Source organism: Mucilaginibacter limnophilus, from assembly GCF_004005815.1.
In the GTDB taxonomy this organism is placed as follows: domain Bacteria; phylum Bacteroidota; class Bacteroidia; order Sphingobacteriales; family Sphingobacteriaceae; genus Mucilaginibacter; species Mucilaginibacter limnophilus.
The window spans coordinates 13,653-40,531 of record NZ_SACK01000013.1 but is presented as its reverse complement, the minus strand read 5'-3'; the positions used below and the strand labels follow the sequence as shown (position 1 = coordinate 40,531).

The 26,879-nt window shown below is 43.9% G+C and carries 26 protein-coding genes and 1 tRNA gene; 18 read left to right on the top strand and 9 right to left on the bottom strand.

Features of this window, described 5'->3' with window-relative positions; translation table 11 throughout:
* Positions 1-96 precede the first annotated feature (96 nt).
* Positions 97-2,388, bottom strand: coding sequence for a GH92 family glycosyl hydrolase (locus EOD41_RS19495; RefSeq protein WP_127708167.1), 2,292 nt, complete (start codon positions 2,386-2,388; stop codon positions 97-99).
* A 161-nt stretch (positions 2,389-2,549) separates the two neighbouring features.
* Here EOD41_RS19495 and EOD41_RS19490 point away from each other — a divergent pair, with 161 nt between their 5' ends.
* The 3 genes from EOD41_RS19490 (at position 2,550) to EOD41_RS19480 (ending at position 5,145) form a co-directional block, all read left to right on the top strand.
* Positions 2,550-3,335 (top strand): mechanosensitive ion channel family protein, encoded by a 786-nt coding sequence (locus EOD41_RS19490; RefSeq protein ID WP_127708164.1) that lies wholly within the window; start codon positions 2,550-2,552, stop codon positions 3,333-3,335.
* A gap of 215 nt (positions 3,336-3,550) precedes the next feature.
* On the top strand, positions 3,551-4,303 hold the full coding sequence (locus EOD41_RS19485; RefSeq protein WP_127708161.1) for a peptidase: 753 nt from the start codon (positions 3,551-3,553) through the stop codon (positions 4,301-4,303).
* Positions 4,300-5,145: a transglutaminase-like domain-containing protein gene (locus EOD41_RS19480; RefSeq protein ID WP_127708157.1), complete on the top strand. Its 846-nt coding sequence runs from the start codon at positions 4,300-4,302 to the stop codon at positions 5,143-5,145. The genes EOD41_RS19485 and EOD41_RS19480 overlap by 4 nt, the downstream gene beginning before the upstream one ends.
* On the opposite strand, the gene EOD41_RS19475 is transcribed toward EOD41_RS19480, so the two are convergent.
* The gene (locus tag EOD41_RS19475; RefSeq protein ID WP_127708154.1) at positions 5,142-5,540 is read right to left on the bottom strand and encodes a transmembrane 220 family protein; all 399 of its coding nucleotides are present in this window, start codon (positions 5,538-5,540) and stop codon (positions 5,142-5,144) included. The two genes, EOD41_RS19480 and EOD41_RS19475, sit on opposite strands and share 4 nt — an antisense overlap.
* 68 nt (positions 5,541-5,608) lie before the next feature.
* Entirely contained in the window at positions 5,609-5,971 is a 363-nt protein-coding gene (locus tag EOD41_RS19470) for a cupin domain-containing protein (RefSeq protein ID WP_127708151.1), read from the bottom strand.
* Between the two features lie 86 nt (positions 5,972-6,057).
* Between EOD41_RS19470 and EOD41_RS19465 the strand changes: the two genes are divergently transcribed.
* The 5 genes from EOD41_RS19465 (at position 6,058) to EOD41_RS19445 (ending at position 9,267) form a co-directional block, all read left to right on the top strand.
* Positions 6,058-6,558: a TspO/MBR family protein gene (locus EOD41_RS19465; protein WP_127708148.1), complete on the top strand. Its 501-nt coding sequence runs from the start codon at positions 6,058-6,060 to the stop codon at positions 6,556-6,558.
* Between the two features lie 28 nt (positions 6,559-6,586).
* Positions 6,587-7,117, top strand: coding sequence for a hypothetical protein (locus EOD41_RS19460; RefSeq protein WP_127708145.1), 531 nt, complete (start codon positions 6,587-6,589; stop codon positions 7,115-7,117).
* Between the two features lie 105 nt (positions 7,118-7,222).
* Entirely contained in the window at positions 7,223-7,603 is a 381-nt protein-coding gene (locus EOD41_RS19455) for a hypothetical protein (protein ID WP_127708142.1), read from the top strand.
* 76 nt (positions 7,604-7,679) lie between these two features.
* Positions 7,680-8,780, top strand: a complete 1,101-nt coding sequence (locus EOD41_RS19450) for a zinc-dependent alcohol dehydrogenase (RefSeq protein WP_205780604.1) — start codon at positions 7,680-7,682, stop codon at positions 8,778-8,780.
* Between the two features lie 4 nt (positions 8,781-8,784).
* Complete coding sequence (locus EOD41_RS19445) at positions 8,785-9,267, top strand: hypothetical protein (RefSeq protein ID WP_127708136.1); 483 nt, start codon at positions 8,785-8,787, stop codon at positions 9,265-9,267.
* Between the two features lie 44 nt (positions 9,268-9,311).
* On the opposite strand, the gene tamL is transcribed toward EOD41_RS19445, so the two are convergent.
* The gene (tamL, locus tag EOD41_RS19440) at positions 9,312-11,681 is read right to left on the bottom strand and encodes a translocation and assembly module lipoprotein TamL (protein WP_127708133.1); all 2,370 of its coding nucleotides are present in this window, start codon (positions 11,679-11,681) and stop codon (positions 9,312-9,314) included.
* Between tamL and EOD41_RS19435 the strand changes: the two genes are divergently transcribed.
* From EOD41_RS19435 to EOD41_RS19425, 3 genes are all read left to right on the top strand, one after another.
* Entirely contained in the window at positions 11,672-12,421 is a 750-nt protein-coding gene (locus EOD41_RS19435) for a TrmH family RNA methyltransferase (RefSeq protein WP_127708130.1), read from the top strand. The two genes, tamL and EOD41_RS19435, sit on opposite strands and share 10 nt — an antisense overlap.
* 50 nt (positions 12,422-12,471) lie before the next feature.
* Positions 12,472-12,542 (top strand) — tRNA-Cys (locus EOD41_RS19430).
* A gap of 34 nt (positions 12,543-12,576) precedes the next feature.
* Complete coding sequence (locus EOD41_RS19425; RefSeq protein ID WP_127708127.1) at positions 12,577-12,750, top strand: spore protein; 174 nt, start codon at positions 12,577-12,579, stop codon at positions 12,748-12,750.
* A gap of 210 nt (positions 12,751-12,960) precedes the next feature.
* Here EOD41_RS19425 and EOD41_RS19420 read toward each other — a convergent pair whose 3' ends face one another.
* Entirely contained in the window at positions 12,961-13,998 is a 1,038-nt protein-coding gene (locus EOD41_RS19420; protein ID WP_127708124.1) for a quinone-dependent dihydroorotate dehydrogenase, read from the bottom strand.
* Between the two features lie 133 nt (positions 13,999-14,131).
* Here EOD41_RS19420 and EOD41_RS19415 point away from each other — a divergent pair, with 133 nt between their 5' ends.
* The 5 genes from EOD41_RS19415 to EOD41_RS19395 all read left to right on the top strand — a co-directional run bounded on the left by EOD41_RS19415 (position 14,132) and on the right by EOD41_RS19395 (position 19,356).
* Positions 14,132-14,887 (top strand): SGNH/GDSL hydrolase family protein, encoded by a 756-nt coding sequence (locus EOD41_RS19415; RefSeq protein ID WP_127708121.1) that lies wholly within the window; start codon positions 14,132-14,134, stop codon positions 14,885-14,887.
* Positions 14,888-15,031: 144 nt separating this feature from the next.
* Positions 15,032-16,948, top strand: a complete 1,917-nt coding sequence (locus tag EOD41_RS19410) for an ABC-F family ATP-binding cassette domain-containing protein (RefSeq protein WP_127708118.1) — start codon at positions 15,032-15,034, stop codon at positions 16,946-16,948.
* Between the two features lie 134 nt (positions 16,949-17,082).
* Positions 17,083-18,339, top strand: a complete 1,257-nt coding sequence (locus tag EOD41_RS19405) for a type IX secretion system plug protein (RefSeq protein WP_164849997.1) — start codon at positions 17,083-17,085, stop codon at positions 18,337-18,339.
* Positions 18,340-18,490: 151 nt separating this feature from the next.
* The gene (locus EOD41_RS19400; protein WP_127708111.1) at positions 18,491-19,015 is read left to right on the top strand and encodes an acyl-CoA thioesterase; all 525 of its coding nucleotides are present in this window, start codon (positions 18,491-18,493) and stop codon (positions 19,013-19,015) included.
* Between the two features lie 20 nt (positions 19,016-19,035).
* On the top strand, positions 19,036-19,356 hold the full coding sequence (locus tag EOD41_RS19395) for a hypothetical protein (protein WP_127708108.1): 321 nt from the start codon (positions 19,036-19,038) through the stop codon (positions 19,354-19,356).
* Between the two features lies 1 nt (position 19,357).
* Here the strand turns inward: EOD41_RS19395 and EOD41_RS19390 are convergent, their stop codons facing one another.
* Positions 19,358-19,762, bottom strand: coding sequence for an EVE domain-containing protein (locus EOD41_RS19390; RefSeq protein ID WP_127708105.1), 405 nt, complete (start codon positions 19,760-19,762; stop codon positions 19,358-19,360).
* Positions 19,763-19,852: 90 nt separating this feature from the next.
* Between EOD41_RS19390 and EOD41_RS19385 the strand changes: the two genes are divergently transcribed.
* The gene (locus EOD41_RS19385) at positions 19,853-20,602 is read left to right on the top strand and encodes a leucine-rich repeat domain-containing protein (RefSeq protein ID WP_127708102.1); all 750 of its coding nucleotides are present in this window, start codon (positions 19,853-19,855) and stop codon (positions 20,600-20,602) included.
* A 4-nt stretch (positions 20,603-20,606) separates the two neighbouring features.
* On the opposite strand, the gene holA is transcribed toward EOD41_RS19385, so the two are convergent.
* On the bottom strand, positions 20,607-21,629 hold the full coding sequence (gene holA / locus EOD41_RS19380) for a DNA polymerase III subunit delta (RefSeq protein WP_127708099.1): 1,023 nt from the start codon (positions 21,627-21,629) through the stop codon (positions 20,607-20,609).
* A gap of 94 nt (positions 21,630-21,723) precedes the next feature.
* Here holA and EOD41_RS19375 point away from each other — a divergent pair, with 94 nt between their 5' ends.
* On the top strand, positions 21,724-22,182 hold the full coding sequence (locus EOD41_RS19375) for a type I restriction enzyme HsdR N-terminal domain-containing protein (RefSeq protein WP_127708096.1): 459 nt from the start codon (positions 21,724-21,726) through the stop codon (positions 22,180-22,182).
* Between the two features lie 135 nt (positions 22,183-22,317).
* On the opposite strand, the gene EOD41_RS19370 is transcribed toward EOD41_RS19375, so the two are convergent.
* Together EOD41_RS19370 and EOD41_RS19365 are read right to left on the bottom strand one after the other, a co-directional pair.
* Positions 22,318-24,132 (bottom strand): ATP-binding protein, encoded by a 1,815-nt coding sequence (locus tag EOD41_RS19370; protein ID WP_127708093.1) that lies wholly within the window; start codon positions 24,130-24,132, stop codon positions 22,318-22,320.
* Positions 24,133-24,211: 79 nt separating this feature from the next.
* Positions 24,212-26,842: a valine--tRNA ligase gene (locus EOD41_RS19365; RefSeq protein ID WP_127708089.1), complete on the bottom strand. Its 2,631-nt coding sequence runs from the start codon at positions 26,840-26,842 to the stop codon at positions 24,212-24,214.
* Positions 26,843-26,879: the final 37 nt, after the last annotated feature.

The window sequence follows — 26,879 nt, the reverse complement described above, 5'->3', positions numbered from 1 at the left end:
AATAGTTCTTTCGACATACAGATAATTAAATATAATAGGGCATGCGTAACGCTTGCTAGTATTTAAAGGTCACATAAAGTTGACTATCAATCAAAACTATTTATGCCTACTACTCATAAAAAACGTAATGCTGCCGCCGTTCATGATATCCGCATGTGATATCGACCAGCCGGTTAGCGGTTTCCCGTTCAGCTCAATTTTTTGAATGTATACATTTTTAGCACCCTGATTTTTCACGGTAACCGTAAATGTTTTGCCGTTTTCAAGATTAATGGCAGCGCCGTTTACTGCCGGACTGCCTATCGAGTACTGATCATTACCAGGCGCCACAGGATAAAAACCTAGTGAGCTGAAAATGTACCAGGCGCTCATCTGGCCTGTATCATCATTGCCGCCAAGCCCATCAGGTGTAGGTTTGTACATAAGCGGTAATATCATACGTATACGTTCCTGTGTTTTCCAGGGCTGGCTTGTCCAGTTATATAAATAAGCCACATGGTGCGACGGCTCGTTGCCATGTACATAATTGCCAATAATGCCATCGCGGGTAATGTCTTCGGTTTCAGCAAAGTACTTATCAGGCAGGTGCATGGTAAATAACGAATCAAGATAACGCACAAAGCGTTTTTCGCCGCCCATAAGTTTGATCAATCCTTCAGGATCTTGCGGCGCAAACAAGGTGTAGTTCCATGAGTTGCCCTCAATAAAACCGGCATTGTGTGTTGATAGCTGGTCGAACTCTTTGCGGAAGGTACCATCAAGCTTTTTAGGACGCATAAAACCTATAGAAGCATCGTAAACGTTCTTATAGTTTTGCGAGCGTTTTATAAACTCTTCATAAATATCATTCCGACCAAGCTTTTTGGCTAATTGTGCAATAGACCAATCATCATAAGCATATTCCAGTGTTGATGATACCGATATGCCGCTTCTTTCGTCGGGTATAAAGCCTCTGTCGATATAATCGCCAATGCCTTCATAATCGCGCTTGCGGGCGGTAGTTACACAGGCATCCAAAGCTTTGTTAGCATCAAATGACGCGTTGCTTTTCATCACCGCGTCGGCAAGTACGGCTACGCTGTGGTAACCGCTCATACACCAGTTCTCGTTAGCTGAGTTTGACCATACAGGCAGCATATGCTCCGGACTTTGATCAAAATGCGCCAGCATACTTTTCACCATATCGGCGTTGCGGGTGGTCTGTATAATGTTGAACAGCGGGTGTAACGCACGATAAGTATCCCATAACGAAAAGGTAGTATAGTTGACAAAGCCATCAGCTTTGTGCACATTCTGGTCAAGCCCCTTATACTGCCCGTCGGTATCCATGTAAATAGTTGGATTGATCATGGTATGGTACATCGAGGTATAAAAGTTCTTTTTGGTTTCCGCGCTGCCGCTGATGGTGATCTTGTGCAGTTCTTTTTCCCAGGCCTGCTGCCCGTCTAGTTTAACCTTGTCGAAATCCCAGCCCGGTACTTCCGCCTTCATGTTGTTAAGCGCGCCATCCATGCTTACCGGCGAAAGCGCAAACTTTATTTTGATTTTCTCTCCTTCATTGGTTTTAAAATCAAAATAAGCACGTATTTGCTTACCGGCTATCTCCGGAAAATTTTTGCCTTGGTTGAATTTGCCCCAAAATCCACGGTACACCTGGCCTTTGCTGTAGTTTTTAAAGCCATGCTGAATAAAAGGCTTTGAAAACGCCATAGCAAAATACAGTGTACGGGTACGCGCCCAGCCATTTGTTTGGCGGTAACCCATCAGCGTGCTATCGTTTAATATCTTTACATACGTCCATACGGTTTTGTCGGGATAGTTATAGATACCGGCCATCAAATCAAGGATGATATGCGCATTATTGCTTTTTGGAAAAGTATATTGGTGAAAACCCACACGGGTACTTGTGGTCATTTCCGCAACAATGTTACTTGCGTCAAGCTTCACTTTGTAATAATTAGCCTGCGAAACCTCATTGGCATGTGAAAATGCCGAGCGATAGCCGCTGCAGGGCTTATCGGCCGTGCCGGGGTTAAGTTTTAGTTCGCCTACGGTAGGCATTATTAAAAAGTCACCAAGGTCTGAGTGGCCCGTTCCGCTGAAATGTGTATGACTGAAACCGGTAATGGTTTTGTCATCATACTGATAACCAGCGCAATATTTATATACATCGGGGTTATACTTGCCGTTAAGTTCGTAACTGACGGTATCGGTTTCCGGACTGAGTTGCACCATACCAAAAGGCACCGTGGCACCCGGAAAGGTGTGCCCCATACGCTGGGTACCTATAATTGGATTTACATATCTTACTAAGCTTTCGGTATTTTTATTTTGTGCCGATGTATAAAAGGTAAGCAGCAATAAACAGACGGTAAGTGGATGTTTCATTAAAAGTAGTGTCAGGTAATATAAGCTCAAATAACGGCATAATTAGGGTTTATGAAAAATTCTTTTAAAAAGAGTTGTGGATTTTTCCGGTTATAATGTACTACAATTCTCCTTCATTAGTCACAAACAATCCACAACCTGCAAAAGTTATAACAGGCATTATGGATCTGAACAAATTTTATGACAAGGCTTATGATTGGATAATACGCTATGGCCCGCGTTTAGTTATCGGCATAATATTGTTGGTTGTAGGCTTTTGGCTGATACAGCGTTTTATGAAATGGTGGCAGGGGCGCATGGAACGCCGAAAGGTTGACCCTACCATTAAAGCGTTTCTGCAAAGCCTTGTTGGTGTGGCGCTGCGTGTGTTGCTCCTGTTGGGCTTTATGCAAATAGTAGGTATACCAATGACGCTGTTTGCAGCTGTTATTGGGGCCTTTGGTGTGGCTATCGGGTTGGCGCTTTCGGGTACTTTACAGAACTTTTCAAGCGGCGTTCTTATACTGTTACTTAAACCTTTTGCCGTAGGGGATAATATCATTACCCAAGGGCTTGAGGGTACGGTAACATCGATACAGATATTTTACACCATAGTGCGCACATTTGATAACCGCCTGGTTATTGTACCCAACAGTAAACTATCAAACGAGGTGATCATTAACATCAGTCGTGAGGGTAACCGCCGGTTGGATATGGAATTCAGATTCCCTAATTCGGTTGATATCAAAGAAGCGAAAGAGGTGATTGATAACGCGGTTGATAAAGTAGAAAACATATTAAAAACGCCCGAGCGCCGTATTGGCGTAGCTGTTGTTGAAGCTGATGGCTACAAAATTAATGTAAATGTATGGGTACAAGCACATGGCTTTTATGATACCAAGTATATTGTACAGGAAATCATCTTACAGGCCATAAAAGATGCGGGTATAAAAATAGCCGGGTTGTAAATTTATTTCGGCGAAGTTAAACACGGTTGGCGCAAAAGCCTTTAAATAGTATATTTGCATGTGTTTTTTCTGTTTTCATAAAACACATACTATGAATGCCGTGTCCCGCCTGATGCGGCATTCGCTTTTAAATACCAACTGTAATTTTCGTGTGAAATAAGTTCAGCTTACCGCTTATTTAGCTTACATTGCGGTATCAATAATAATTTTTGCAGATGACTTATTGCTTAGGCATAAAAGTGAAGGAAGGCCTGGTGGCCATTGCCGACAGCCGGATAACATCAGGTACCGATACCACTATAAAAAAGAAGGTTACCATTGAACAAAAGGATGGCTTCAGCTTGTTTATCATGACCAGCGGCTTACGTTCGGTACGTGATAAGGCCATTGTTTATTTTACCGAACTGCTGGAAACACAGGAGTACAACAAATTGTACAAAGCGGTTAACGCATTTGGCGAACAGGTGAAACGCGCCGCCGAGGAAGACCGGGTGGCATTGGAAAAGGCGGGTTTTAAGTTTGACCTGAATACCATAATCGGCGGTCAGCTAAAAGATGATAACGAACACAAGCTGTTTTTACTGTATCCCGAAGGTAACTGGGTTGAACTTGGGCTTGGCGCTCCTTATGTAGTAATAGGCAACTCAGGGCATGGTAAAGCCATACTTAACCGTGTATTGAATGAAAATTCAAGTATGAAACTGGCACTGAAGGCAGGTTTTCTTTCATTCGATTCAACGCGGGTAAGCTCTAACAATGTTGATTTTCCGATAGATGTAGTGCTGTACAAAAAAGATACCTACCAACTGGTTGAGCAGCGCTACGAGGCGCGCGACATGTCTTCGGTGTCCGATCAATGGGATGAAGAACTTAAACGCGCTTTGGCAAATATTTCTGAAGAATGGATGGAAGCCGCTTTTAGTAAGCTGCCCGAAACAAAAGAAAAAGAAGAGGAAAAAACCGTATGAAGTTTGACGTATATGCCAGCATGCTTTACACCGCTAATAGCCCGGGGACGTTAATATTAAACATACATGCCCTGCGCACGCCAAATCAAACAGTGGTAAGCGAAATGTTTACCCTGGAGCCATATATTAAAGCGGAAGAATTGGTTAGCATTCATGGTGAAAATCGTTTGGTGCGTTTCGAAGTAGCCAATCCGGGTGAGATCAGCATAGTATATACTGCCAGGATTGATAACGCTTACAAACTTGTTGAACTGGGCGACGTACCTGAAACGCCGGTACATCAGCTGCCTACTGACGTGCTTACCTATTTGAACCCAAGCCGTTACTGCCAGTCGGACAAGCTGTTCAGGCTGGCTAATAACATGTTTGGCAATATTGAAAACCCATTTCAAAAAGTAAGTACACTGGTTGATTGGATATACAATAACGTACAATACTTAAGCGGCTCAACCAACTCCCAAACTTCTGCGTTTGACACCGTTACCGAGCAGGCCGGCGTATGCCGCGATTTCGCGCATCTGGGCATTGCCTTATGCCGGGCACTGACCATACCGGCACGTTATTTTACAGGCTATGCTTACAAGCTTTTTCCTGCCGATTTTCATGCCTGTTTTGAAGCTTACATTGGCGGCGAATGGATATTGTTTGACGCTACCCGCCTGGCGCCGCTTAACAGCATGGTAAAAATAGCCACCGGCCGCGATGCCGCCGACGCTGCCATAGCCAACATATTCGGCGATATAAGTTTTAATGCCATGCAGGTTAATTGCACCCTGGCAGATGAGAACTTTGTACCCTTTTATTACCTGCCCGGCGGCACTCAGGGTATATCATATCTTTAAGAGAAGCGGTTTTTAGGCAGACGGTACTTATATCGTTTGTAAACTATCCAGTTGATAAGCAGCACAATGAAACATATCAGCAAACCGAAAAACTCACGAGCTTCTTCAATCCATGGTTTTTGCGCCTTCATGGTTTGTACAAGGCTTTCTTCATGGTGAACGGTTATCCAGTCGATAACACCATTCCTGTCAAACACCTTATAAATGGCATAACCAAGGTATCCGCCAAAGCCGATAAAATAAGTTAGCGGGTAATATTTGTTTTTTATTGCCAGATAGCAAAGCAACGCCGCGTACAGGTATATTGGCATCCACAGGTATGGGTCGGGATCGTTGTACTGCAACCCGGCCGATACAACAAACAGGATAATGAAGAGAATATTAAATACTTTCATTCAGTTGCAGTTTAAAGTTGGCAGTTATTTCTACCAATTTACTATCTCCAAACACCAATCTCTAATCTCTAACCCTTATCTTCTATAAAGTTAAGCGGTTTATCTTTATCAAAAGCAACATACACGCGGCGCCATGGCTCGTCGTCAATCATGTGCCATTTATGTGCGGTACCGGTAGTATCCATGGCTATCAACACCTCACCGGGACGGAGAATAAACTTTTCACCGGGGCGGGTTTCAAATTCAAGTGTACCGGTCAGCGAGATCACATACTGCTCTGTCGGCGCATTATGCCAGTCGTAAAACGAGTGTGGCGGCGACTCCTGAAAACGTACCGATACTGCCTCGTGCAATTGCCCCTCACTCACATGCCCCGTCACAAAATAGGAATGGTTGTCTTCGCCCGTATATAGTTTATAAGCTTTAATCATTAAATAATAGTATAGTAAGCGGCCAAAAGTAAGCATTCGTGCTAAAAAATATTGCGCACATGCTTACTTATAATATCTTTACCGCTATGAACCAAACAAGCGCACCGCAAAAAATACAATGGGGCCCATTGCTCATCAGCATAGCTATTCCGGTAGTAATAGGGATAACCGCGTCGATTTTTACACGGCCGGAAATTGACGGCTGGTACAGGGCATTGAATAAACCATCGTTCACGCCGCCCGATTGGCTTTTTGCCCCGGTATGGACTATCCTGTATATCATGATTGGCATTTCGGCTTACCTTGTTTGGGAAAAGCGCGACGACTCGATAACTTTCACTAAAGCCAGACCTATTTATGTAATGCAGTTGATATTCAACTTCCTGTGGTCGTGGATGTTTTTCAACCAACACAATCCGCTGGGTGGATTGGTTATTATCATTATCCTGCTGATATTGATCATTTCAAACATCTTTTATTTCAAAAAGTTCAGTATAACGGCCGCCTGGTTGCTGGTGCCTTATTTGTTATGGGTAAGCTTTGCCACAGCGCTTAATTATGCCATAGTAGCGCTTAATTACAAGTAAAAGCTTATTTTTATACTGAATACTTAACATGAAAAAGTACCTTATTTTACTTCTTTTGTTTGTTGCAACCGGGCAGGCTTTTGCCGATACCATATCTATCGACCATTTTACAGTGGTGCAAAATCCTTTTGCCGAAGATGAGGTAGCTGTACAGGCCACTGATTCGGCGCTGCATGTACGTGAGGATGTAAACGGTGTGTTCACCTTCAGTATGAACGGTTTTGAAGAGTCGCTGCAGTTTGATAAGGGCACTGCTTTTTATCGCCATAAAATTCAAAAATCCACCTTTTTATATGCCAAGCATGTAAATGATAACGGCACCCATTCAAACCTGTATTATATCTACCGCAACAGCGGCAAGCTTATGCCCTGGCATATCAGCTGGATGTGGCTGCTTATTATTCCCTGCGCGTTAATACTGCTGGCATACATGTTCAAACGGTTCATTATTATAGCCGTTATCATATTTATTATCTTCTTTTATTTTAATCACGCCAACAACCTTAGCCTTGGTCGCTTTTTCGAAAGTATTATTGATGGCCTGAAGGGATTGTTTTAACTAACTATACTAAAAACAAATTAGCAGTTACGCTTTTCTGCACGTCTTTAAATTTTAGTTAAAAATATTTCAAACATCGTTTCCGTAGGGTTTGTTAAAAACCATATGGAATACAAATTATTTTCTCCAAAGCAGCACGGCATAAACGACTATCTGTTTTGCGCTGTCATCCTGGCTGCGCCGCACCTGTTGCACTTTAAAAAGAAAACTACTGCCTTTTATAACCTGCTTAGTTTAAACCTGGCTACTTACAACGCGCTGTCCGATCATCCGGTAGCCGTAAAAAGGTTGATACCCTACCATCAGCACCATAAAATTGACATTTTGAATGTAGCCGGGCTGGCTCTGCTAACCGCATGGAAAGGCATCCGCAAGCAGAAAAAATCGCTATGGTTTCATGCCGCGTTTGTAACGCTGGCAGCTGCCAATGTCCTGCTTACTAACTGGCGCAGGGATAAATACGAAAACGAAGTTCTTTTTATTTAACCATAAACTAAATACATCTTCTATGTTAGCAATGAACTACCGGGGCCCCTACAGGATAAGGGCCGAACAAAGGCCGATGCCGAAAATACTTCATCCTGAGGACGCGATTGTGCGCGTAACGCGTACATGCATCTGCGGGTCAGACCTTCACCTGTATCATGGCATGGTTCCTGACACGCGTGTAGGCTCAACCTTTGGCCATGAATTTACAGGTGTTGTTGAAGAGATTGGTCCAATGGTGCAGAACCTGAAAGTTGGTGACCACGTGCTGGTACCTTTTAATATAGCCTGCGGCAAATGTAACTTTTGTAAGCAGGGACTTTACGGCAACTGTCACGAATCAAACCCTATGGCTACAGCCGTAGGCGGCATTTTTGGCTATTCACATACCGCGGGAGGTTTTGATGGCGGCCAGGCAGAATATGTGCGTGTTCCATATGCCGATGTTGGTCCAACGGTTATTCCGCCGGATATGGACCCTGACGATGCTGTTTTGCTTACCGACGTTGTACCGACAGGTTACCAGGCCGCCGAAATGGGTGGCATAAAAGAAGGCGATACCGTGGTGATTTTTGGAGCAGGGCCGATAGGTATTATGGCGGCACGTTGCGCCTGGTTCTTCGGGCCTTCAAGGGTGATAGTGATCGATCATATTGATTACCGCCTTGAGTTCGCAAAAAACTACGCTAAATGTGAAGTGTATAATTTTAAATCACTTGAAGATCCGGTTGTATTCCTGAAAAAAACTACCGACTGGTACGGCGCTGATGTTTGTATCGATTGCGTAGGATGCGAAGCTGAAGGCAATACGTTGCAAACCTTTAGCGGGCGTGTAGCGCTGCTGCAGGCAGGCGCCGGCACAGCCTTGCAATGGGCCATAAACTCGGTTAAAAAAGGTGGTATAGTATCAATAGTTGGTGTATATGGGCCTCCATTTAACCTTATCCCCATAGGCAACGTATTGAACAAGGGCATTACACTGCGTGCCAACCAGGCATCGGTTAAGCGTTTGCTGCCGCGATTGATTGATCACGTACAATCGGGCAGGTTAAAACCAAGCGAACTGATAACACATCGTATTCCGCTTGAAGAGATATCCGACGCGTATAACATCTTCTCGTCGAAACTTGACAATTGTATTAAAACAGTACTTATACCACCATCAGCAAAAGCTTAAAGATATGGAACAGGAAATTTTTGATTATAAATCGATCCCGGGCTGGGGCATGGACGCCGATCCGGAAAACGAACCAACATACCCGATGAAAAACTACACCGGGGATGATCATAACCGTATAAATTACGAACGCTCGGCGCCGCAGCCGGTTACTGTAGAGATTTTAAAATCAAACGAGCGGCCTATACTGCCGGCGGTTTTTGGTACATCGGTACCGCCATCAGGCCTAAGCGGCGTTATCCGCAGGTATGCATTTCAGCACAGCGAAGATCGCTACCGCCACTGGCTGCCTTTAATACTGGCCGACCGTATTAATGTAGTGGAAGGCCTGATTGACGATATCAAAAAAGGGCATTTTCCGAACATCTTTGTCGAAAAAGGCTTTAAGGCAAGCCTGAAATATGACAAGGCAAGGCTGCTAAGAAAAGTATTTATCGCCGGGTTTGTTACCGCGGCGGTGATTACCTCGATGCGAAAAAAGAAGTAAAGCAAAAAGCCCCTTAACGGGGCTTTTGTAATGCATCACACTTTTTAAAACGGCAAGCCTACACCAAAGTTCAACTGCATAAAGCTATAACCCTCACTGTTGGTTGCCCGGTAAGCTCGCTTGAAGTCGCCGGTTTTGAATATTTCGTCGGGATGCTTAAGCAGTACATACTGGTTTGACCCACTAAACTGCGGATCTTTAAACTTGAATGCCATATCAAACCTAAATACAAAGAAAGTAAGGTCAAACCGCAGGCCGGTGCCTATACCAATGGCCATTGAATCCCATAGTTTATTGAAGCGAAATTCGCGGCTTTCATCAACATCATCATTTATTACCCAGATGTTACCAAAATCAGCAAATACGGCGCCTTTTAGCTTCGAACCAAAAAAGTTATCAGCCAGTTTATAGCGGTATTCAATATTCCCGGTGAATTTGATCTCGCCGTACTGATCAATGTACCTTAATAACGACCTTAAAGTATCAGCAGCGCCGCCTACACCATACGATGCACGGTTAAAATTACCCGGGCCAAGCGTACGCGGCAACCACGCCCTTATATCGTTAGTACCACCTGCATAGAAGTTCTTTTCGAATAAAAGCTCCGCTTCCTTACCAAACGGTATGCCTATACCGGGATTTATCCTGAAAATAAACTGACGCTCATTCTGGAAAGTTTTGTACAGCCTTAAATCAATGTCAGTACGTACATAGTTTGAGTAGTTTCTGTTAAACAACTCATCATTGCTACGCTTATTACCTGTGTTAAATATGTTGCTGAACGGAGCTACCTCCAGACTTCCCCTGAAGTACATAAAATCGGTCAACATATTCAGCTTATTTGCATTAAGCTGATACGTATATTGACTACCCAGCATAAAATTGGTCCGGTTTATCAGGAAGATATAGGAGAACCTGTTTTGGCTTAACAGGATATCATACGCTGTACTGTCAACCGAACCGCGGGTATATTGTAAAAATAAAGGCGTTATACTGTGCCGCTTGTCGGGCGTTTCAAAAAAGTCGTAGGTAATAGAATTAATAAAGCTCTCGCGTTTAACTAATCCTTTCTGATAAAACAACTGGTAGTTGGTTGAAAAAGTGGTATGTGGCACACCATACTTGCCAAGCGTTGGTACGTTAAACGGTACAATAAGCCGCGGATAGCTAAGTGTTGCGCCTATTTTAAAGTCTTGGTTCTCTATGCTTCCACGCACACCCGAGTTACGGCCGTTATCAAACAAAACGCTCCAGTTAAACTTGATCTGCAAAATGGCAGCCTGCTTAAACATGTTACGGTTGGTAAACGTGTTACCAATATTATAACCATACCGCCCTCCGTTAAACAGGAACTCCCCTTCTATCCTGTCGCTCATGCGTTTAAGTGGAATAATATCGATCTTGGTATTGAGGCGGTTTGTGCTGTCGGCAAGTTTGGTGTACGTTGGGTTGGGTACGTTCCTGAAAACGTTAAGCTCAGATAGCCTGGTTGTTGTTAATATCTGCCTGTCAATATTATAAATTTCCCCTTTTTTCTGGAAGATGTAATCAGTTACGGTACGTGGCTTAAACCTGCCCGAGTAATCAACAAACCTGAACTGCGAATCTACCTGAATGGTATCAGGCTTGGGATAACTTTTACCTGTTAAGGCGCTTGGTTCGGTAGTACGGCCGCTGCTGCGCGCTATGGTAATAAGTGTATTATTTATTTTATAAACCGGGTGCGCTGCTTTACCTTCCGGGTTATCGATAATGATTGTAAGGTCAACCACACTTTTATTAAACGTAGAATCGTAATTATAATTGATATACTGGCGGTAAAAATCATAATACCCATTACGTTTCATTACTGAATACAGTTCATCCCTGTCAAACGCAAGGCTATCGGTATCAAACCTGCTGCCAGGCTTAACATGCGCTATGGGTTTATAATTTTGATAAAGCGAACGAACACGTCCGTCGGCAATACTGTCCGTATAATTTCGTACCCTGAATAAAGGCCCTTCTGTAGCGGTAAAAATAAGTTCGGCTTTCTTCTTTTTTAGGTGAATACTGTCGGCAACACGGGCTTTCAGGTAACCTTTGTTTCTCAGAAACTTTTCAATTTGTACACGTGAGTATTCTACAAGGTTACTATCCAAGATAGAAGGCGGTTCACCAATATCCTTTTTACCATTCTTGCTGAACATGTAGTAAAACTGCAGGTTCAGCCAGTTATTGGGGCGCTGTTCTTTATCAATGTAGTTTAAGGCAAGATCTTCAAACTCTTTGTCAACACCTTTTATGGTAATTTTGCGCACAAGCGCCTGATCATCTTTAAGCTTGCGGGTAAGACTGCACCCCTGGGCTATTATCAGCAAAAGAATACTTAATATTGTAAGGCGATAAACAGCAGGTTTCTGGTATGCTTTCAAAGTCTCAAATCAATTTATTAAAATCCTTACAACATAAAAAGTTTCGTACCGAACATGGTTTTTTCCTGGTTGAGGGGCGTAAATCCATCTATGAATTTGCTGATTCGGCCTACCAGGTCGACACTGTTTATCAAACGTACACTTCCGATCCAAAATTGCTGAATTTATCCCGAAAAATAAACTTTCAGCAAATTTCGCTTAACGACCTGGAGAAGATAAGCAGCTTAAAAACTCCACAGGATGCCATAGCCCTTGTAAAAATACCCGATTGGCCTGCCTTAAAAACCGAAACATTGCGTAAAAGTTTTACGCTTGTGCTTGACGGCGTGCAGGACCCGGGCAACCTGGGCACTATTATCCGCACGGCCGACTGGTTTGGCATCCGCAACATTATCTGTTCAGAAGACACTGTTGACGTTTATAATCCTAAAGTAGTGCAAGCCACTATGGGTTCGTTATCACGAATAAAAGTACATTATACTAACCTTGAAGCTTTACTACGCAGCACGGGCTTGCCTGTTTACGGCGCTTTACTTAACGGGAATAATATTTATACAACCAATTTCGGCGACGAAGGGCTGATAGTTATGGGCAACGAGGGCAACGGAATACGCCCTGTAATTGAAAAGCTGGTAAGCCGCGCCATTACCATACCGAGGGCCGGCGGCGCCGAATCATTGAACGTGGCAATAGCCGCCGCTATATTTTGTTCAGAAGTAACAAGAAATACCTTGAAATAAAGTTGGTGTTGCAAAAAAATAATTACTATTTTTGCAATCCTTTAAATAAGGGTCGGATGGCCGAGTGGCTAGGCAGAGGTCTGCAAAACCTTTTACAGCGGTTCGAATCCGCTTCCGACCTCAGGATTAACAGTATTATAAAAAAATAAAGCGTCATGGGTGTTACTCGTTTAAAAAGAAAAGACAGAAGAAATAAAACTTTCTCGCGCCTGGAAGTTCAGTTCCTAAAACTGGCTACTAACCTTCAGCCGGGAAGCCGTTCGAAAGAATCAAAAACCAGCCAGCTTGCTAAAAACAATGAAGTTTTAGCCAGCCTGTCTGCAAAATAAATTTTATAAAAAAATTTGTTTATAAAATCCTGTTAGCGGAGCTGACGGGATTTTTTGTTTAGGATTATTTACAGACGATTACTTGACTGTTGTCATTTCGAACGGCAGTGAGAAATCTTCTAAAATATGGAGTCTCGGCACCGACTGCTTTTAGAGGATTTCTCTTTCGCACAATCCACATTCCTGCCCCGGCTCGAAATGACATCGCTTTTATAGCGACAGTACCTTCTTATTTATCCGTCCTATCAATCCCGGCCCTTCGTAAATAAAGCCGGTATAAAGCTGCACTAACGCCGCGCCTGCGTTAAGCTTCTCTATTGCATCTTCAGCAGAATGTATACCGCCTACCCCTATAATAGGAAATGTGCCGTTTGACTTTTTATGAAGATAGGTGATCACTTCCGTTGAACGTTTGGTTAACGGCCTGCCGCTTAATCCGCCTGTTTCACCTTTATGTGCAGATGTTAATCCTTCACGGCTGATGGTAGTATTGGTAGCAATAACGCCGGCTATTTTGGTTTCAGTTACTATTTCAACAATATCATCAAGCTGCTCATCTGTCAAATCCGGAGCAATTTTTAAAAGTATAGGCCTGCTGATGTCGTTCTTCCTGTTGCGCTGTTGTAAAGTATTCAGGATGTGCATCAGTGGCTCTTTTTCCTGCAATGCACGCAGGCCGGGAGTATTTGGCGAGCTTACATTCACCACAAAATAGTCGACGACATCAAACAGCTTATCAAAACATTTAATGTAATCGCTTACGGCGTCTTCATTAGGAGTTACTTTGTTTTTGCCGATGTTACCCCCAATAATGATTCCCTTTTGATTTTCAGGTTGATTTTTACGGTAAGCAGCAATGCGCGCGGCTACCACATCAACACCAAGGTTATTAAAACCCATGCGGTTGATCAGCGCTTCATCAGCCGGAAGGCGAAACATACGCGGCTTTTCGTTGCCCTGTTGCGGCAGCGGTGTAACCGTACCCACTTCTATAAAGCCGAAACCAAGGTTTGCCATCTCGCCTATCACTTCGCCGTTTTTATCAAAACCAGCTGCCAACCCAACGGGGTTCGGAAATTTTAGTCCGAACACTTCTCTTTCAAGCCGGGCACCATGCACATTCCATACACCGCGGATGATGCTTCGGCCGAGCCACAGTTTATTAAAGCGTTTTAAGTTGCGGGTAACAAAATAATGCACCTTTTCCGGGTCGAACTGAAACAGCAGTGGTTTTAGCAGGCTATACATGCCGCAAAGGTATTATTTTTTATGCTGATAGTTAATGGTTCGTGGTTCGTAGCCGCACCGGAAACTTAATGAGATGAAACCTCAGAAAATGTTCTATTTTAGTCGGCAGTGAACACACCAATAATTAAACAAAATGAGCTTTAACCGTCGCAATTTTATTAAAACTACGGCAGCTGGTACTGCTGCAATCAGTATTCCATCAATTGTTAACTCAGCATTTGCCACTGAACCAAAACCTAAAAAAGTAGGCTTCAATAAAAATGATATCGTGCTTTTTCAGGGCGATTCGATAACCGATTCAGGTCGCGACTGGGGCAAGCATGAGTTCAATACCATACCGGGCCTGGGCCATGGCTATGTGTTGCTGACGTCAGCGCAGCTGTTGAACACCCATGCCGATAAAAATCTGACCATCTACAACAAAGGCATCAGCGGACACAAGGTTTACCAGTTGCTTGAGCGCTGGGACCGCGACTGTATCGACCTTAAGCCAAACGTAGTAAGCATTATGATAGGCGTAAACGATTTTTGGCATACCCTTGATTTTGGCTACAAAGGCACGCTTGATGTGTATAAAGCCGACCTGAAAAAGCTGCTTGACACTACACAAAGCCAGCTACCAGGCGTTAAACTGGTTATTGGCGAACCATTTGGTATAAAGGGCGTAAAGGCGGTTACCGATAAATGGTACCCGGCATTTGACGGCTACAGGCACGCAGCTCGTGAGGCAGCAACCGAACACGGAGCCATATTTATCCCCTACCAAACGGTTTTTGAAAAGGCGCTTGCAGTTGCACCGGGCAGTTACTGGACTACCGATGGCGTACACCCAAGCATTGCAGGCACCAGCCTGATGAGCCACGCGTGGCTAAAAGCTGTTGGCGAGTAAGATTATCAATACCCGTAGCGATGGGTTTGAAACCCATCGCTACGGTTTTATAACTTTCTGATTATATACCATTCATATCCATCACTATCTACCAGCACGTTCCCGTCTGCAGTTCGCCTCAAAATCCGTATCTTTGCCGCCGAAATGATAGCTATAAATAACCTGACGTTTGAGATTGGTGCGAGGGCATTATACGACGAAGCCAACTGGCATATAAAACCCGGAGAAAAAATTGGTTTAATTGGCGCCAACGGCACCGGCAAAACCACCCTGTTAAAAATTATTGTTGGGCAGTATAAGCCAACATCGGGCACCATATCAATGGCTAAGGACCTTACCATAGGTTACCTTAATCAGGATCTGCTATCGTTCGAATCGGAAAAGAATATCCTGCATGTGGCCATGGAGGCTTTTGAGCGCCAGAACCAGCTGCATACCGAAATAGAAAACCTGCTGAAAAAGCTGGAAACCGATTATACTGAAGACCTGATACAAAAGCTGAGCGACAAGCAGACAGAGTTTGAAGCGCTTGACGGTTATAATATCGAATATAAAGCTCATGAGATTTTAGCCGGGTTAGGTTTTAGCGAGGCTGATACGCACCGCAAGTTGAGCACCTTTTCGGGTGGATGGCGTATGCGCGTGATGCTTGCCAAAATCCTTTTACAGGCACCCGATATTTTGCTACTGGATGAGCCTACCAACCACCTTGACTTACCTTCAATACAATGGCTTGAAGATTACCTGAAGGCTTTTGAAGGCGCGGTGGTAATTGTATCGCACGACAGGTGGTTCCTTGACAAGGTGATCAACCGCACGGTTGAATCGCGTAAGGGTAAGCTTACCGTTTACGCGGGCAATTATTCATTCTACCTGGAAGAGAAAGCCTTGCGTGAAGAGATACAGCGCGGCGAGTTCAAAAACCAGCAAGCCAAAATAAAACAGGAAGAGCGGTTGATCGAGCGTTTCCGTGCAAAGGCTTCGAAAGCAAAAATGGCGCAGTCGCGCATTAAAATGCTTGATAAAATGGAGCGTGTTGACGATGTGGACGATGATAACCCAACCGTTAACTTTACTTTCCGCTTCTCCAAGCAATCGGGCAGGCACGTGGTTACGCTTGAGCATATCACCAAAAAATATCCTGCTATTGATATATTGAATGATGCCGAGGCGGTTATTGAAAAAGGCGATAAAATTGCATTGATAGGTGCCAACGGCCGTGGTAAATCAACCCTGCTGCGTATTGTGGCCGGCGCTGATAAGGACTATACCGGCACCGCGACTACAGGCCATAACGTTACAACTACCTTCTTCGCACAGCACCAGTTGGAGTCGCTGCATTTGGAGAATGAGATATTGCGCGAATTACAATCGTTCGCGCCAAAGCATAACGAAACAGAGCTGCGTACCATATTAGGCTCGTTCCTGTTCACCGGTGACGATGTATTCAAGAAAATAAAAGTACTTTCGGGTGGTGAAAAATCGCGCGTGGCATTAGCAAAAGCGCTTACCGCCGACGCTAACTTCCTGATTCTGGATGAGCCCACTAACCACTTGGACATACAGTCGGTTAACATATTGATACAGGCATTGCAGCAGTTTGAGGGTACATTCATTGTTGTATCACACGACAGGTATTTTCTTGACAATGTAGCTAACAAGATATGGTTTATTGAGGATCAGCAAATAAAGATCTACCCGGGTACTTATCAAGAATATGAAGAGTGGAACTCGAAACGCAAGCTCGACCATAAGTCGGCGCCTGCCCCTCAGCCTAAAAAGGAAGAGAAAAAGCCTGAGCCTGTTAAAGCGCAGACGCCCGATAAAAGCCAGCAACTTAAAAAGCTGAACAGTGATCTTGTTAAAATGGAACAGCAGATTGCATCTCTTGAAACCGAAGTTAAAACCCTGGAAACTCAGCTTGCCGATGAAAAGGTCTATTCGGACAGCAACCGTTTAAAGGAAACCAACATGGCATACAAGCAAAAGCAGGACGAAGTGGCCGCCATAAAACAGCAATGGGAAGCCCTTGCAGAACAGATACTGGAACTGGAAGCGTAAAGACCTGACCCAATCCTGTCCTTTTGAGAGGTTTTTTATTCTGTAAAAAAGGTCATCCTGAACTTGTTTCAGGATCTCAGCATAATGCTTACCTTGTGAGATGCCGAAACAAGTTCGGCATGACGGTTTGTATTATGAAAAAGCTTCTGTTTATCATCACCTTTCTTACAGCAACTGTTACTGTTGCCGCGCAACCTTATACCGATGCTGTTTTTAAACCTGAAATAAAAAGCATTGAGCTGTATAACGAGAGTAAGCAGGGATCGTTGCCGGTTATCGCACTGAATTCGAGTGAAAAGCTGGTGCTTGGCTTTGACGACCTTACCGGCCAAACACGTAACTTTTATTATACCATTGAGCATTGCGATGCTAACTGGAATTCATCTCGCCTCTCCCCTGCCGAATACCTGCAAAGCTTTACCGAGGACCAGATCCTTAACTACAAATATTCAACCCGCACCTACCGCAAGTATGTGCATTACGAGATAGAGTTTCCTAACGCCAACATTATACCTAAGTATGCAGGCAACTACATCTTAAAGGTGTATGAAGATGGCGACCAGAATAATCTGATTTTTACACGCAAGCTTTATATACTGAATCAGCGGGTTTCGGCTGCAGTTACTATTGTACCGTCAACCAACGTAACAAAGCGCCAAACTAACCAGAAACTTAATTTTACTATCGATTACGGCAGCCTGCGGGTACAAAACCCGGGTACCGATATGCGGGTGCTGGTGATGCAGGACTATCGCCCTGACGCATCGATACTTAACGTTAAACCCACCTACATCCGCGGAACGCAACTAATTTATAATGATGTTAACATTAATGATTTTCCCGGACGGAACGAGTTCAGGTATTTTGATATGCGCAGTTTGAAGGCCGGCGCGCCGGGCATTGCCCGCATTTACCGAGATACAGTTGCAACGGTATTGCTGAATAATGATGTTAACCGCAGCAGCGAGGCGTATACTTCACAATACGACAACGACGGCAACTTTTTTATACTGAATTCTGACGGCGATGATCCGCGGATAGATGCTGATTACGCACACGTTTATTTCAACCTCGACGCCAGGAAAACCGACAAAGAAGGCAGTGCTTACGTGGTGGGGAGATTTAATAACTTCACGATTGACGAAAACAGCAGAATGCAGTATGATGGCCAGTCGGGCAGGTTTTTTACCGAACAGTTTTTAAAGCAGGGGGTGTACGACTATGAATATGTTTGGGTTGACAAAGCCACCGGCAAAGCTGACGACACCGTAATTGAAGGCAGCCACTTTGAAACGGAGAATAACTACCAGCTATTCATCTATTACCGTCCGCCGGGCGCCCGCTGGGAAGAACTGGCAGGTGTGCAGGAAGTGAATAGCGGGAAAAGGTAATGTTTTCGCTGGTCGTATCGAAGTATGCGGAACCCTTTTCGTTTTTACTGTCATGCTAAGGAACGAAGCATCTGTCACTAATAGATTCTCCGCTATCGCTCAGAATGACAAAACAAATAACCAGAATTCGCATTAACCGTATATTTACCCAATGAAAGAAAAAACGCCGCAGGACAGCTTTACTATAATGAATGAACTGGTATTACCTAATGATACCAATCCGCTGCATAACCTGATGGGCGGGCGCTTGCTGCACCTTATGGATATCGCGGCGGCCATATCGGCACAAAAGCATTGCAACCGGGTAGTGGTTACTGCGTCGGTTGATAATGTTTCGTTTCAGCAGCCGGTTAAGCTGGGTGATGTGATCACCATACAGGCGAAAGTTACCCGGGCGTTTAATACCTCAATGGAAGTTAGGTTGGATGTATGGGCGCAGAACATACCATCGGGCACCAATGTTAAATGCAACGAGGCTTATTATACTTTTGTAGCTTTAGATGAAAACGGGCATACCATACCAGTACCGGAAATTGTACCGCAAACCGATGAGGAAAAGGAACTGTTCAATGGTGCGCTTCGCCGCCGACAGTTAAGATTAATTTTAGGCGGCCGTATGAAACCGGGTGAAGCTACCGAGCTAAAGGCTTTGTTTACTGAGTCGAACAACAATTAAACAACTATAAATTCCTTATCATGACAAAACAACTTAACTTTATCACCCTTATTATATTGATGATTTTAAGCGCATGTGCAAACAGGAAAGCCATGCAATCATCTATTGAGCGCGATGGCTCATCATTTGAAAAAGCTATAATTATCACCGAAACAAGTAGCCGCCCCGGAATAGCTGCTGAATATAGCTGGATTAGAAAAAATCATCCAGGTTATGCTCCTCAGGGACAAAGCCTTGTCCATAAAGACAAAAGATCATTTGATATCATTAAAACAGCAAACGCCAAAGGTGAAGAAAAGTTGTTTTACTTTGATATCACCAACTTTTTTGGGAAGTTTTAATTTAACTTCCCAGTTCAATCACCCGGTCGAACTCTTCGGGTTTTAACGACATAACAGACAGCCTGCCCTGACGTACTAAACCAATATCTTTCAGGCGCTCGTCGGCTTTTATCTGCTCAAGAGTAACAGGTTTTTTCAGCGTTTCAACAGGTGATAAGTCTACTACGCACCAGTTTGTGTCTTCAGTGGTTGGGTCCTGGTAAAACTCTTTTACCACTTTGGCTATGCCTACCACTTCTTTACCCTCGTTGCTGTGGTAAAACAACACAAGGTCTCCCTCTTTCATTTCACGCAGGTTGTTTCTTGCCTGATAGTTGCGCACGCCGTCCCAAAAGGTACGGCCATCTTTATTGAATTTTTCCCAGCTATATTTTACAGGTTCCGACTTGACAAGCCAATAGTTCATTTTTTTCTATATTTTCAACGAAGATAAAACGTATGAATCTGGCAACAAAATGATATCAGCCAAATTGTATCCTTACTATAATATATTAATATGTTAACTTCTCAAGATATTAAAATTGGTATATGGCGATTTAATGATGGTTTTTGGCCCAAGCCATTTAACATTGAAGATGCAGAGGTTTATAGAGCCGAGCGCTTAGTTTTAGACACTTCAACACTCAATCCAGAGTTTAATTTGCTTAGCCCAAGCAAAAAGAAAGAACTAAGAAGTGCCTGGCAAAAAACTTTGCCCAAACTGATAAACACAAAGTATCTGTTTATAGCCCACCAAGTAGATCAAAACTTTTTTGAGGCTATATGTGACATGCCAAACCTTGAAGGCTTATATATCAAATGGAGCAAAGTAATTGACATATCTTGCTTTGAAAATCTATTTAAACTAAAGCACCTATATTTCGGAAGCACACCGGGTTTAACCAATTTAAAGGGAATTGAAAGACTTTCGTCGTTGATTTCAATTGAGCTTGAAAATTTTAAAAGCATCTATGATTATCGGGCATTAGGGGAGTTAACCGGATTAGAAAGTTTGATAATCACAGGCGATATAAATAATTCGCGGGCAAAAATGCTGTCTTTAGATTTTTTGCAAAGGCTTAGTAAACTAAAAGTTCTGGTATTAGATGTCTCTTTAGGTGATAAAAGCTTGGAGCCATTATTTTACTTAAAGGATATGGTTAAATTGTATCTGCCTGATCGTTTATATAAAGGCTATGAGAAACAGGCTCTTTTGAATAAATTTCCTAATTTACAATACGGCGATTTGCTCGACAGACGCGCATAAACACCTAATGCAATATCTTAAACATCAGTTCTTTCATCAGTTCGCCGGGCGAAAGATTTGAGTCGACACCTTTACTTTTGAGGTCGTACTCGCGCAGCAAACTGATGATCTGTACCGTTTTGCCCAAATTGTAGCTTCGGGCGGCCTGCTCGTAATCCTTGATAAAGAAAGGATTTACGCCAAGCTCTTTAGCCAGGTTTTGGGGAGTTTTATCTTTTACATAATGATACACCAATACCTTGCTGAAAAAGTTATTCAGGTTACCAAACAGCAGCACAATGGGGTTGGCTTTTTGGTTGGCTTCGAAATAATTAATGATCTGGTTGGCTTTGAGCACATCCTTTTTGCCAAGGGCTGCCTGCAGCTCAAATACGTTATATTCTTTACTTATACCGATGTTATCCTGAATGTGCTTCAGGGTAATTTCCTGTCCCGGCGGCACGTTCAGCATCAGCTTCTCAAGCTCGTTGGCAATTTTTGAAAGGTCGTTTCCCAGATACTCAGCCAGCATAGCTGAAGCCTGCTGACTTGCCTTATAGCCTTTTTCGCTGATGAAACTGTCTATCCAGCCCGGTATCTTGTTATCATACATCGGCGCCGACTCAAACACAAGTCCGTTTTTGTCTATGGCCTTATATGTTTTTTTGCGCTTGTCAAACTTTCCATACTTATAACAAAATACCAATACGGTACTTGGCAGCGGGTTTTCAAGATAGGCCAGCAGCGGGTTGATGTGTTTTTTATCGTCGTCATCCTTGCCCCACTTCATTTCCTGGGCTTCTTTCACCAGCACTACCTGGCAGTCGGACATCATAGGATAGCGCTTAGCGGCGTTTAGCACGGTTATCATTTCGGTATCCTTGCCGTACAGTACGGTTTGATTAAATCCACGCTCGGCCTCGCTAAGCAAGTTATGCTCAATGTAATTACTTATCAGGTCGATATAATAAGGCTCTTCGCCGTGCAGCAGGTACAGGGGCTTGTACTTGCGGTTCTTCAGGTCTTTTAGTATATCGGCAGCCGTCATATCAGTAAGGTAAAAATAGAAAATTCTATTGTGTGAACCTTAGATGTTGAGAATTTAAGCATGATGGAAAACAAATACCTTGTAACTTGCGCCCATGAACCAGCTGCAGCCGCTTGCCCTACCGCCCTACCCTTTTAAAATTACCGAGGCAAACGGTCAGCTTACCCTGTTTGACGAACTGCGTAAAAAAACCATCATCATCACCCCCGAAGAATGGGTTCGGCAACATTTTGTGCAATATTTAATCAATCAGAAAAATTACCCTAAAACACTAATGCGCCTCGAGGGCGGCTTGAAGGTAAACACCATGGCCCGCCGTACGGACATTGTAGTGTTTAACACCTCAGGAGAAAAGATACTAATGGTGGAATGTAAGGCGCCGTCGGTAGCCATTACGCAAAAGGTATTTGATCAGATTGCGCGGTACAATATGTCGCACAAGGTATCGTTGCTGGCGGTTACTAACGGTTTACAGCATTACTATTGCCGCATTAACCATGTGGATTGCACTTATCAATTTATTGAGGAATTACCGGGGTTTAGGGAGTTATGAAATTTCCAAGCAAAGTGGTGATGTCATATCGAACGTAGTGAGATATCTACTGTGACAAATATCACACTGTTCGCTTGCAGAAGATTTCTCCTCGTACCTCGTCGAAATGACATGATTTTTTATCAGCTAAAGACTTTACACCTTCACCGGCTCCGCGTTAAGCGTTACCAGGCTTTGTATCTTTTCAAAAAGTTCTTCAGGCTTGAATGGTTTTGACACATAGTCGTTCATACCTGAGGCATAAACTTTCTCTTTGATATCAAACAATGCCGAAGCTGTAAGCGCGATGATCGGGATATTAGCTTTGCGCGGATCAGGGAGCCTGCGTATTTCTGTAGCGGCGTCAAAACCGTTCATCACCGGCATTTGCAGGTCCATAAGTATAATATCGAAATTGCCGTATTGCAGCAGTTGTATGGCCCGCTCGCCGTTCTCGGCAATGGTAGGTGTGATCTTCCATTTTGAAAGCAGCTTTTTCATCAGCATTACGTTTACCACGTTGTCTTCGGCAATCAATATTTGCAGACTGCTTAGGTTTTCGTTGTTAATAAGCAGATGATCAGTTTCGGCTTCAGGAACAACCTCAGTTGATACCGGCAGTTCCATGCTAAATGAAAACTCTGAACCTACGCCCACCTTACTGGTCACCTTCATTTGGCGGCCCTGCAGCTCAAGCAAACGCTTAACAATGGCCAAACCAAGCCCTGTACCGCCATACTGACGTGTAGTAGTAACCGATTCCTGCGCGAAAGGCTCAAATATCACCTCAAGGTTTTTCTGTTCGATGCCGATACCGGTATCCTTTACAGAAAATTTAACCGTATTGGTGTTGTGCCTGTCTTCAATGCACGAAACCCTTACCCAGATGTTACCCTGCTGCGTAAACTTGATAGCGTTGCTTATCAGGTTAAAAATGATCTGCGTAATGCGGGTTGGGTCGCCTATGAAAACTTTGTTTTTAAGCGCATTATCTACACTTAATTTAAACGTCAGCCCTTTTTCTTCAGCCTTAATGATAAGCCCGCCGCAGATGTTTTCCATCAGTTCGCCCAAATTGAAGCGGATCTTCTCAAACACTACTTTGCCCGATTCAATCTTGTTGAAATCCAATACGTCGTTTACAATAGCAAGCAGGTTAGTGGCAGAAAACTTCAGTATGTCAAGGTTCTCACGCTGATCGGGCCGGGGGCTGTTCATCAGCATCAGGTTAGTCATGCCTATAACCGCGTTAAGCGGCGTACGTATCTCGTGTGACATGGTGGATAAGAACTCCGACTTAGCCTGTGATGATTTTTCGGCCTTTTGTATAGCCTGCTCCAGTTGCACGTTAAGGCCCGACTGCTCTTCACTGGCTTCTTTAAACTCTTTTATATTGGCAATAAAGGCGCTGTAAAAGTGGCTTTGTACAAAAACTATCAGTATAAAATTGGCAAATACGCTAATGATAATAGTTGTTTGATCGAGACGCTCGGGCTTGAAATCAATAAAGTAGTTGGTTTCAAACTGCAGCACCATAAAACCCAAAACAGGCAGCATATTAGCCAGCGAATAAAATATCCCCCAGCTTTGGCCAAGCATGTAGAATGAAAACACAATAACCGCGATGATAGCCTGCACCGTTATCAGGTTAACATCCTGCATAGTGACAAACACGTTAACCAGGTTAATAAGCGTAGCCATTACCAGCAAACCGTGCGATACACGATGCCAGTTGGGTTTCCAGGTAAGGTATTTGAAAAGCGCCACCACACCTACAAGCATAAAGCTGAATGTGTAGGTGAGCATGGTTTGCCCTTTGAGATACACGTTTGACAGTAACACCCCCAGCCCGAACATCACCAGCATCAACCCATAGTAAAGCAGGCGGATGCGTGCCTGATCAAGAAACGATTGGCTGCTATTGAGTATGTTACGTAACGAAAAGTTAAAAAAGCTGGCTTTACCCGTCATCTAAATTGTACTCCATCATGCAGGCACTTCCAGGAAACGATACTGTGGAAGCGTTGCATTATTCGGACAGATACTGCAATTAGCCCGCCAAATCTTTCAGCTGCTTCTCAATGATAGACAGTTTCGCTTCGGCATCGGCCTTTTTGTTTTGTTCATTTTGCACAATTTCAGGCTTTGCATTTTGTACGAAACGCTCATTTGATAGCTTAGCATTTACCGATTTAAGGAAGCCCAATAGGTATTCCTGCTCTTTTTGCAAGCGCTCGATTTCGGCAGCGGCATCAATGTTTTGGCTCAGCGGAACAAAAAACTCATCTGTATGTGCTAAAAACGATGCTGCGCCGTCAACGGCTTCATTCACTACTGTAAATTCACTTACGTTAGCCAGTTTGCCAATAACGTTTTTATAATCGTTGTAGCTGATACCTGAGTTAACTTTCACTGAAAGCACAAGCGCTTCTTTAGGAGAAATTTGTTTTTGGTTACGAATGTTCCTGATTTGTGTAACCACTTGTTTTACCACCTCGACCTCGTTTAACAACTGGGTATTAACTTCCCCAAAACTTGGCATTTGTGCAACAATACAACAGTCGTTTTCCGCACGCTCGCCAAACAGTTCATCATGCCACAATTCCTCAGTCAGGAACGGCATAAACGGATGGAGAATCTTCAATATATCTTCAAAGAATTTAACTGTACGGGTAAAGGTCTCCCTATCGGCAGGGTGCTGATAAACAGGCTTTATCATTTCCAGGTACCAGGCACAGAAATCGTCCCATACCAGCTTGTAAGTGGCCATCAGCGCATCGCTTAGGCGGTATTGCGCAAAGTTGTCAGCAATCTCGGTAAGCGCCTGGTTAAAACGGCTTTCAAACCAATCAATCGCCACTTTATTTTCGCATGGCAGGCTGTCGTCAACCTCCCATCCTTTTACCAAACGGAACGCATTCCATATTTTGTTACCGAAGTTACGCCCCTGTTCGCAGTAAGCTTCATCGAACATCAGGTCGTTACCGGCAGGAGCGCTTAATAAAATGCCAACACGCACACCGTCGGCACCATAGCGTTCAATCAGGTCGACAGGATCAGGCGAGTTGCCTAATTGTTTCGACATTTTGCGGCCCAGCTTATCACGAACGATACCGGTTAAATAAACATTTTTAAACGGTATCTCACCACGCCATTCATGACCGGCCATAATCATCCGGGCAACCCAAAAGAACAGGATATCCGGACCGGTAACCAGGTCGTTAGTTGGATAATAATATTGTATCTCAGGGTTATCCGGGTTAGCAATGCCATCGAAAACCGATATCGGCCACAACCACGATGAAAACCAGGTATCAACTACGTCTTCCTCTTGTAACAGTTGGTCAATAGTGAGAGCTGAGTCTTGAGTGATTTTTTGAGCTTCCTCAAATGCTTCCTCGCGGGTTTTAGCTACCACATACTCACCGTTTGGCAGGTACCATGCCGGTATCTGCTGCCCCCACCACAACTGCCTGCTAATGTTCCAGTCTTTAACGTTCTCCATCCAGTGGCGGTAGGTGTTAATAAACTTGTCGGGTATCAGCTTCACGTCGCCGTTTAGCACATAATCCAACGCTGGCTTGGCCATTTCGCCCATTTTACAAAACCACTGCATAGAAAGCTTTGGCTCTATGGCAGCGTTTGTACGTTCCGAAAAACCTATCTGTGATTTATAATCTTCCGTTTTTTCCAGCGAACCGGCTTCCTCAAGCATCACCGCGACTTTTTTACGGGCGGCGAACCTGTCTTCGCCAATTAGTATCTCGGCTTTTTCGTTAAGTGTTCCGTCGTCGTTTAAAATATCTATAACCGGCAGCTTATGTTTCTGGCCGAGTTCATAGTCGTTCAGGTCGTGCGCGGGTGTAACCTTCAAACACCCCGTTCCGAAAGTCATATCCACATACTCGTCCAGTATCACCGGTATTTCACGGTTAATTAGCGGCACCAACACTTTTTTGCCATGCAGGTGAAAATACCGCTCGTCGTTAGGGTTAACGCATATAGCTGTATCGGCCATTATTGTTTCAGGACGGGTGGTGGCAACTGTTAAATGCCCTGAACCATCAGCTATCTTGTAATTTATATAATAAAGCTCCTGGTTAACCTCTTTACGGATAACTTCTTCATCGCTGACAGCGGTTTTACCCTGCGGATCCCAGTTAACCATGCGTATGCCACGGTATATCCATCCTTTTTTATACAGGCGGATAAAAGTATCTATCACGGCCTCGCTCATGTGCGGGTCCATAGTGAAGGCGGTGCGGTCCCAGTCGCACGAAGCGCCCAGTTTTTTTAATTGTTCAAGTATGATGCCGCCGTATTTTTCCTTCCAGTCGTAAGCATATTTCAAGAATTCCTCACGGGAAATATCTTTTTTACTTATGCCTTGCTCTTTCAGCATGTTTACAACCTTTGCTTCGGTGGCAATGCTGGCGTGGTCGGTACCGGGTACCCAGCAGGCGTTTTTACCGCTCATGCGAGCACGGCGTATCAGTACATCCTGAATGGTGTTGTTCAGCATATGGCCCATGTGTAGCACCCCGGTTACGTTTGGCGGCGGAATTACTATGGTGTAAGGTTCACGCTCGTCGGGTACCGACTTAAAAAACTTGTGCTGCAGCCAGTAGCTATACCATTTATCTTCAAAATCCTGAGGCTGATATTTTCCGGAAGTACTCATAGGGCGCAAAAGTAATTATTTGAACGGAAGGTTCATA

Bases quoted from the DNA above. Each gene is read 5' to 3' on its own strand.
- EOD41_RS19495 (WP_127708167.1), bottom strand. From the start codon at position 2,388: ATGAAACATCCACTTACCGTCTGTTTATTGCTGCTTACCTTTTATACA.
- EOD41_RS19490 (WP_127708164.1), top strand. From the start codon at position 2,550: ATGGATCTGAACAAATTTTATGACAAGGCTTATGATTGGATAATACGC.
- EOD41_RS19485 (WP_127708161.1), top strand. From the start codon at position 3,551: ATGACTTATTGCTTAGGCATAAAAGTGAAGGAAGGCCTGGTGGCCATT.
- EOD41_RS19480 (WP_127708157.1), top strand. From the start codon at position 4,300: ATGAAGTTTGACGTATATGCCAGCATGCTTTACACCGCTAATAGCCCG.
- EOD41_RS19475 (WP_127708154.1), bottom strand. From the start codon at position 5,540: ATGAAAGTATTTAATATTCTCTTCATTATCCTGTTTGTTGTATCGGCC.
- EOD41_RS19470 (WP_127708151.1), bottom strand. From the start codon at position 5,971: ATGATTAAAGCTTATAAACTATATACGGGCGAAGACAACCATTCCTAT.
- EOD41_RS19465 (WP_127708148.1), top strand. From the start codon at position 6,058: ATGAACCAAACAAGCGCACCGCAAAAAATACAATGGGGCCCATTGCTC.
- EOD41_RS19460 (WP_127708145.1), top strand. From the start codon at position 6,587: ATGAAAAAGTACCTTATTTTACTTCTTTTGTTTGTTGCAACCGGGCAG.
- EOD41_RS19455 (WP_127708142.1), top strand. From the start codon at position 7,223: ATGGAATACAAATTATTTTCTCCAAAGCAGCACGGCATAAACGACTAT.
- EOD41_RS19450 (WP_205780604.1), top strand. From the start codon at position 7,680: ATGCCGAAAATACTTCATCCTGAGGACGCGATTGTGCGCGTAACGCGT.
- EOD41_RS19445 (WP_127708136.1), top strand. From the start codon at position 8,785: ATGGAACAGGAAATTTTTGATTATAAATCGATCCCGGGCTGGGGCATG.
- EOD41_RS19435 (WP_127708130.1), top strand. From the start codon at position 11,672: ATGCTTTCAAAGTCTCAAATCAATTTATTAAAATCCTTACAACATAAA.
- EOD41_RS19425 (WP_127708127.1), top strand. From the start codon at position 12,577: ATGGGTGTTACTCGTTTAAAAAGAAAAGACAGAAGAAATAAAACTTTC.
- EOD41_RS19420 (WP_127708124.1), bottom strand. From the start codon at position 13,998: ATGTATAGCCTGCTAAAACCACTGCTGTTTCAGTTCGACCCGGAAAAG.
- EOD41_RS19415 (WP_127708121.1), top strand. From the start codon at position 14,132: ATGAGCTTTAACCGTCGCAATTTTATTAAAACTACGGCAGCTGGTACT.
- EOD41_RS19410 (WP_127708118.1), top strand. From the start codon at position 15,032: ATGATAGCTATAAATAACCTGACGTTTGAGATTGGTGCGAGGGCATTA.
- EOD41_RS19405 (WP_164849997.1), top strand. From the start codon at position 17,083: ATGAAAAAGCTTCTGTTTATCATCACCTTTCTTACAGCAACTGTTACT.
- EOD41_RS19400 (WP_127708111.1), top strand. From the start codon at position 18,491: ATGAAAGAAAAAACGCCGCAGGACAGCTTTACTATAATGAATGAACTG.
- EOD41_RS19395 (WP_127708108.1), top strand. From the start codon at position 19,036: ATGACAAAACAACTTAACTTTATCACCCTTATTATATTGATGATTTTA.
- EOD41_RS19390 (WP_127708105.1), bottom strand. From the start codon at position 19,762: ATGAACTATTGGCTTGTCAAGTCGGAACCTGTAAAATATAGCTGGGAA.
- EOD41_RS19385 (WP_127708102.1), top strand. From the start codon at position 19,853: ATGTTAACTTCTCAAGATATTAAAATTGGTATATGGCGATTTAATGAT.
- holA (WP_127708099.1), bottom strand. From the start codon at position 21,629: ATGACGGCTGCCGATATACTAAAAGACCTGAAGAACCGCAAGTACAAG.
- EOD41_RS19375 (WP_127708096.1), top strand. From the start codon at position 21,724: ATGAACCAGCTGCAGCCGCTTGCCCTACCGCCCTACCCTTTTAAAATT.
- EOD41_RS19370 (WP_127708093.1), bottom strand. From the start codon at position 24,132: ATGACGGGTAAAGCCAGCTTTTTTAACTTTTCGTTACGTAACATACTC.
- EOD41_RS19365 (WP_127708089.1), bottom strand. From the start codon at position 26,842: ATGAGTACTTCCGGAAAATATCAGCCTCAGGATTTTGAAGATAAATGG.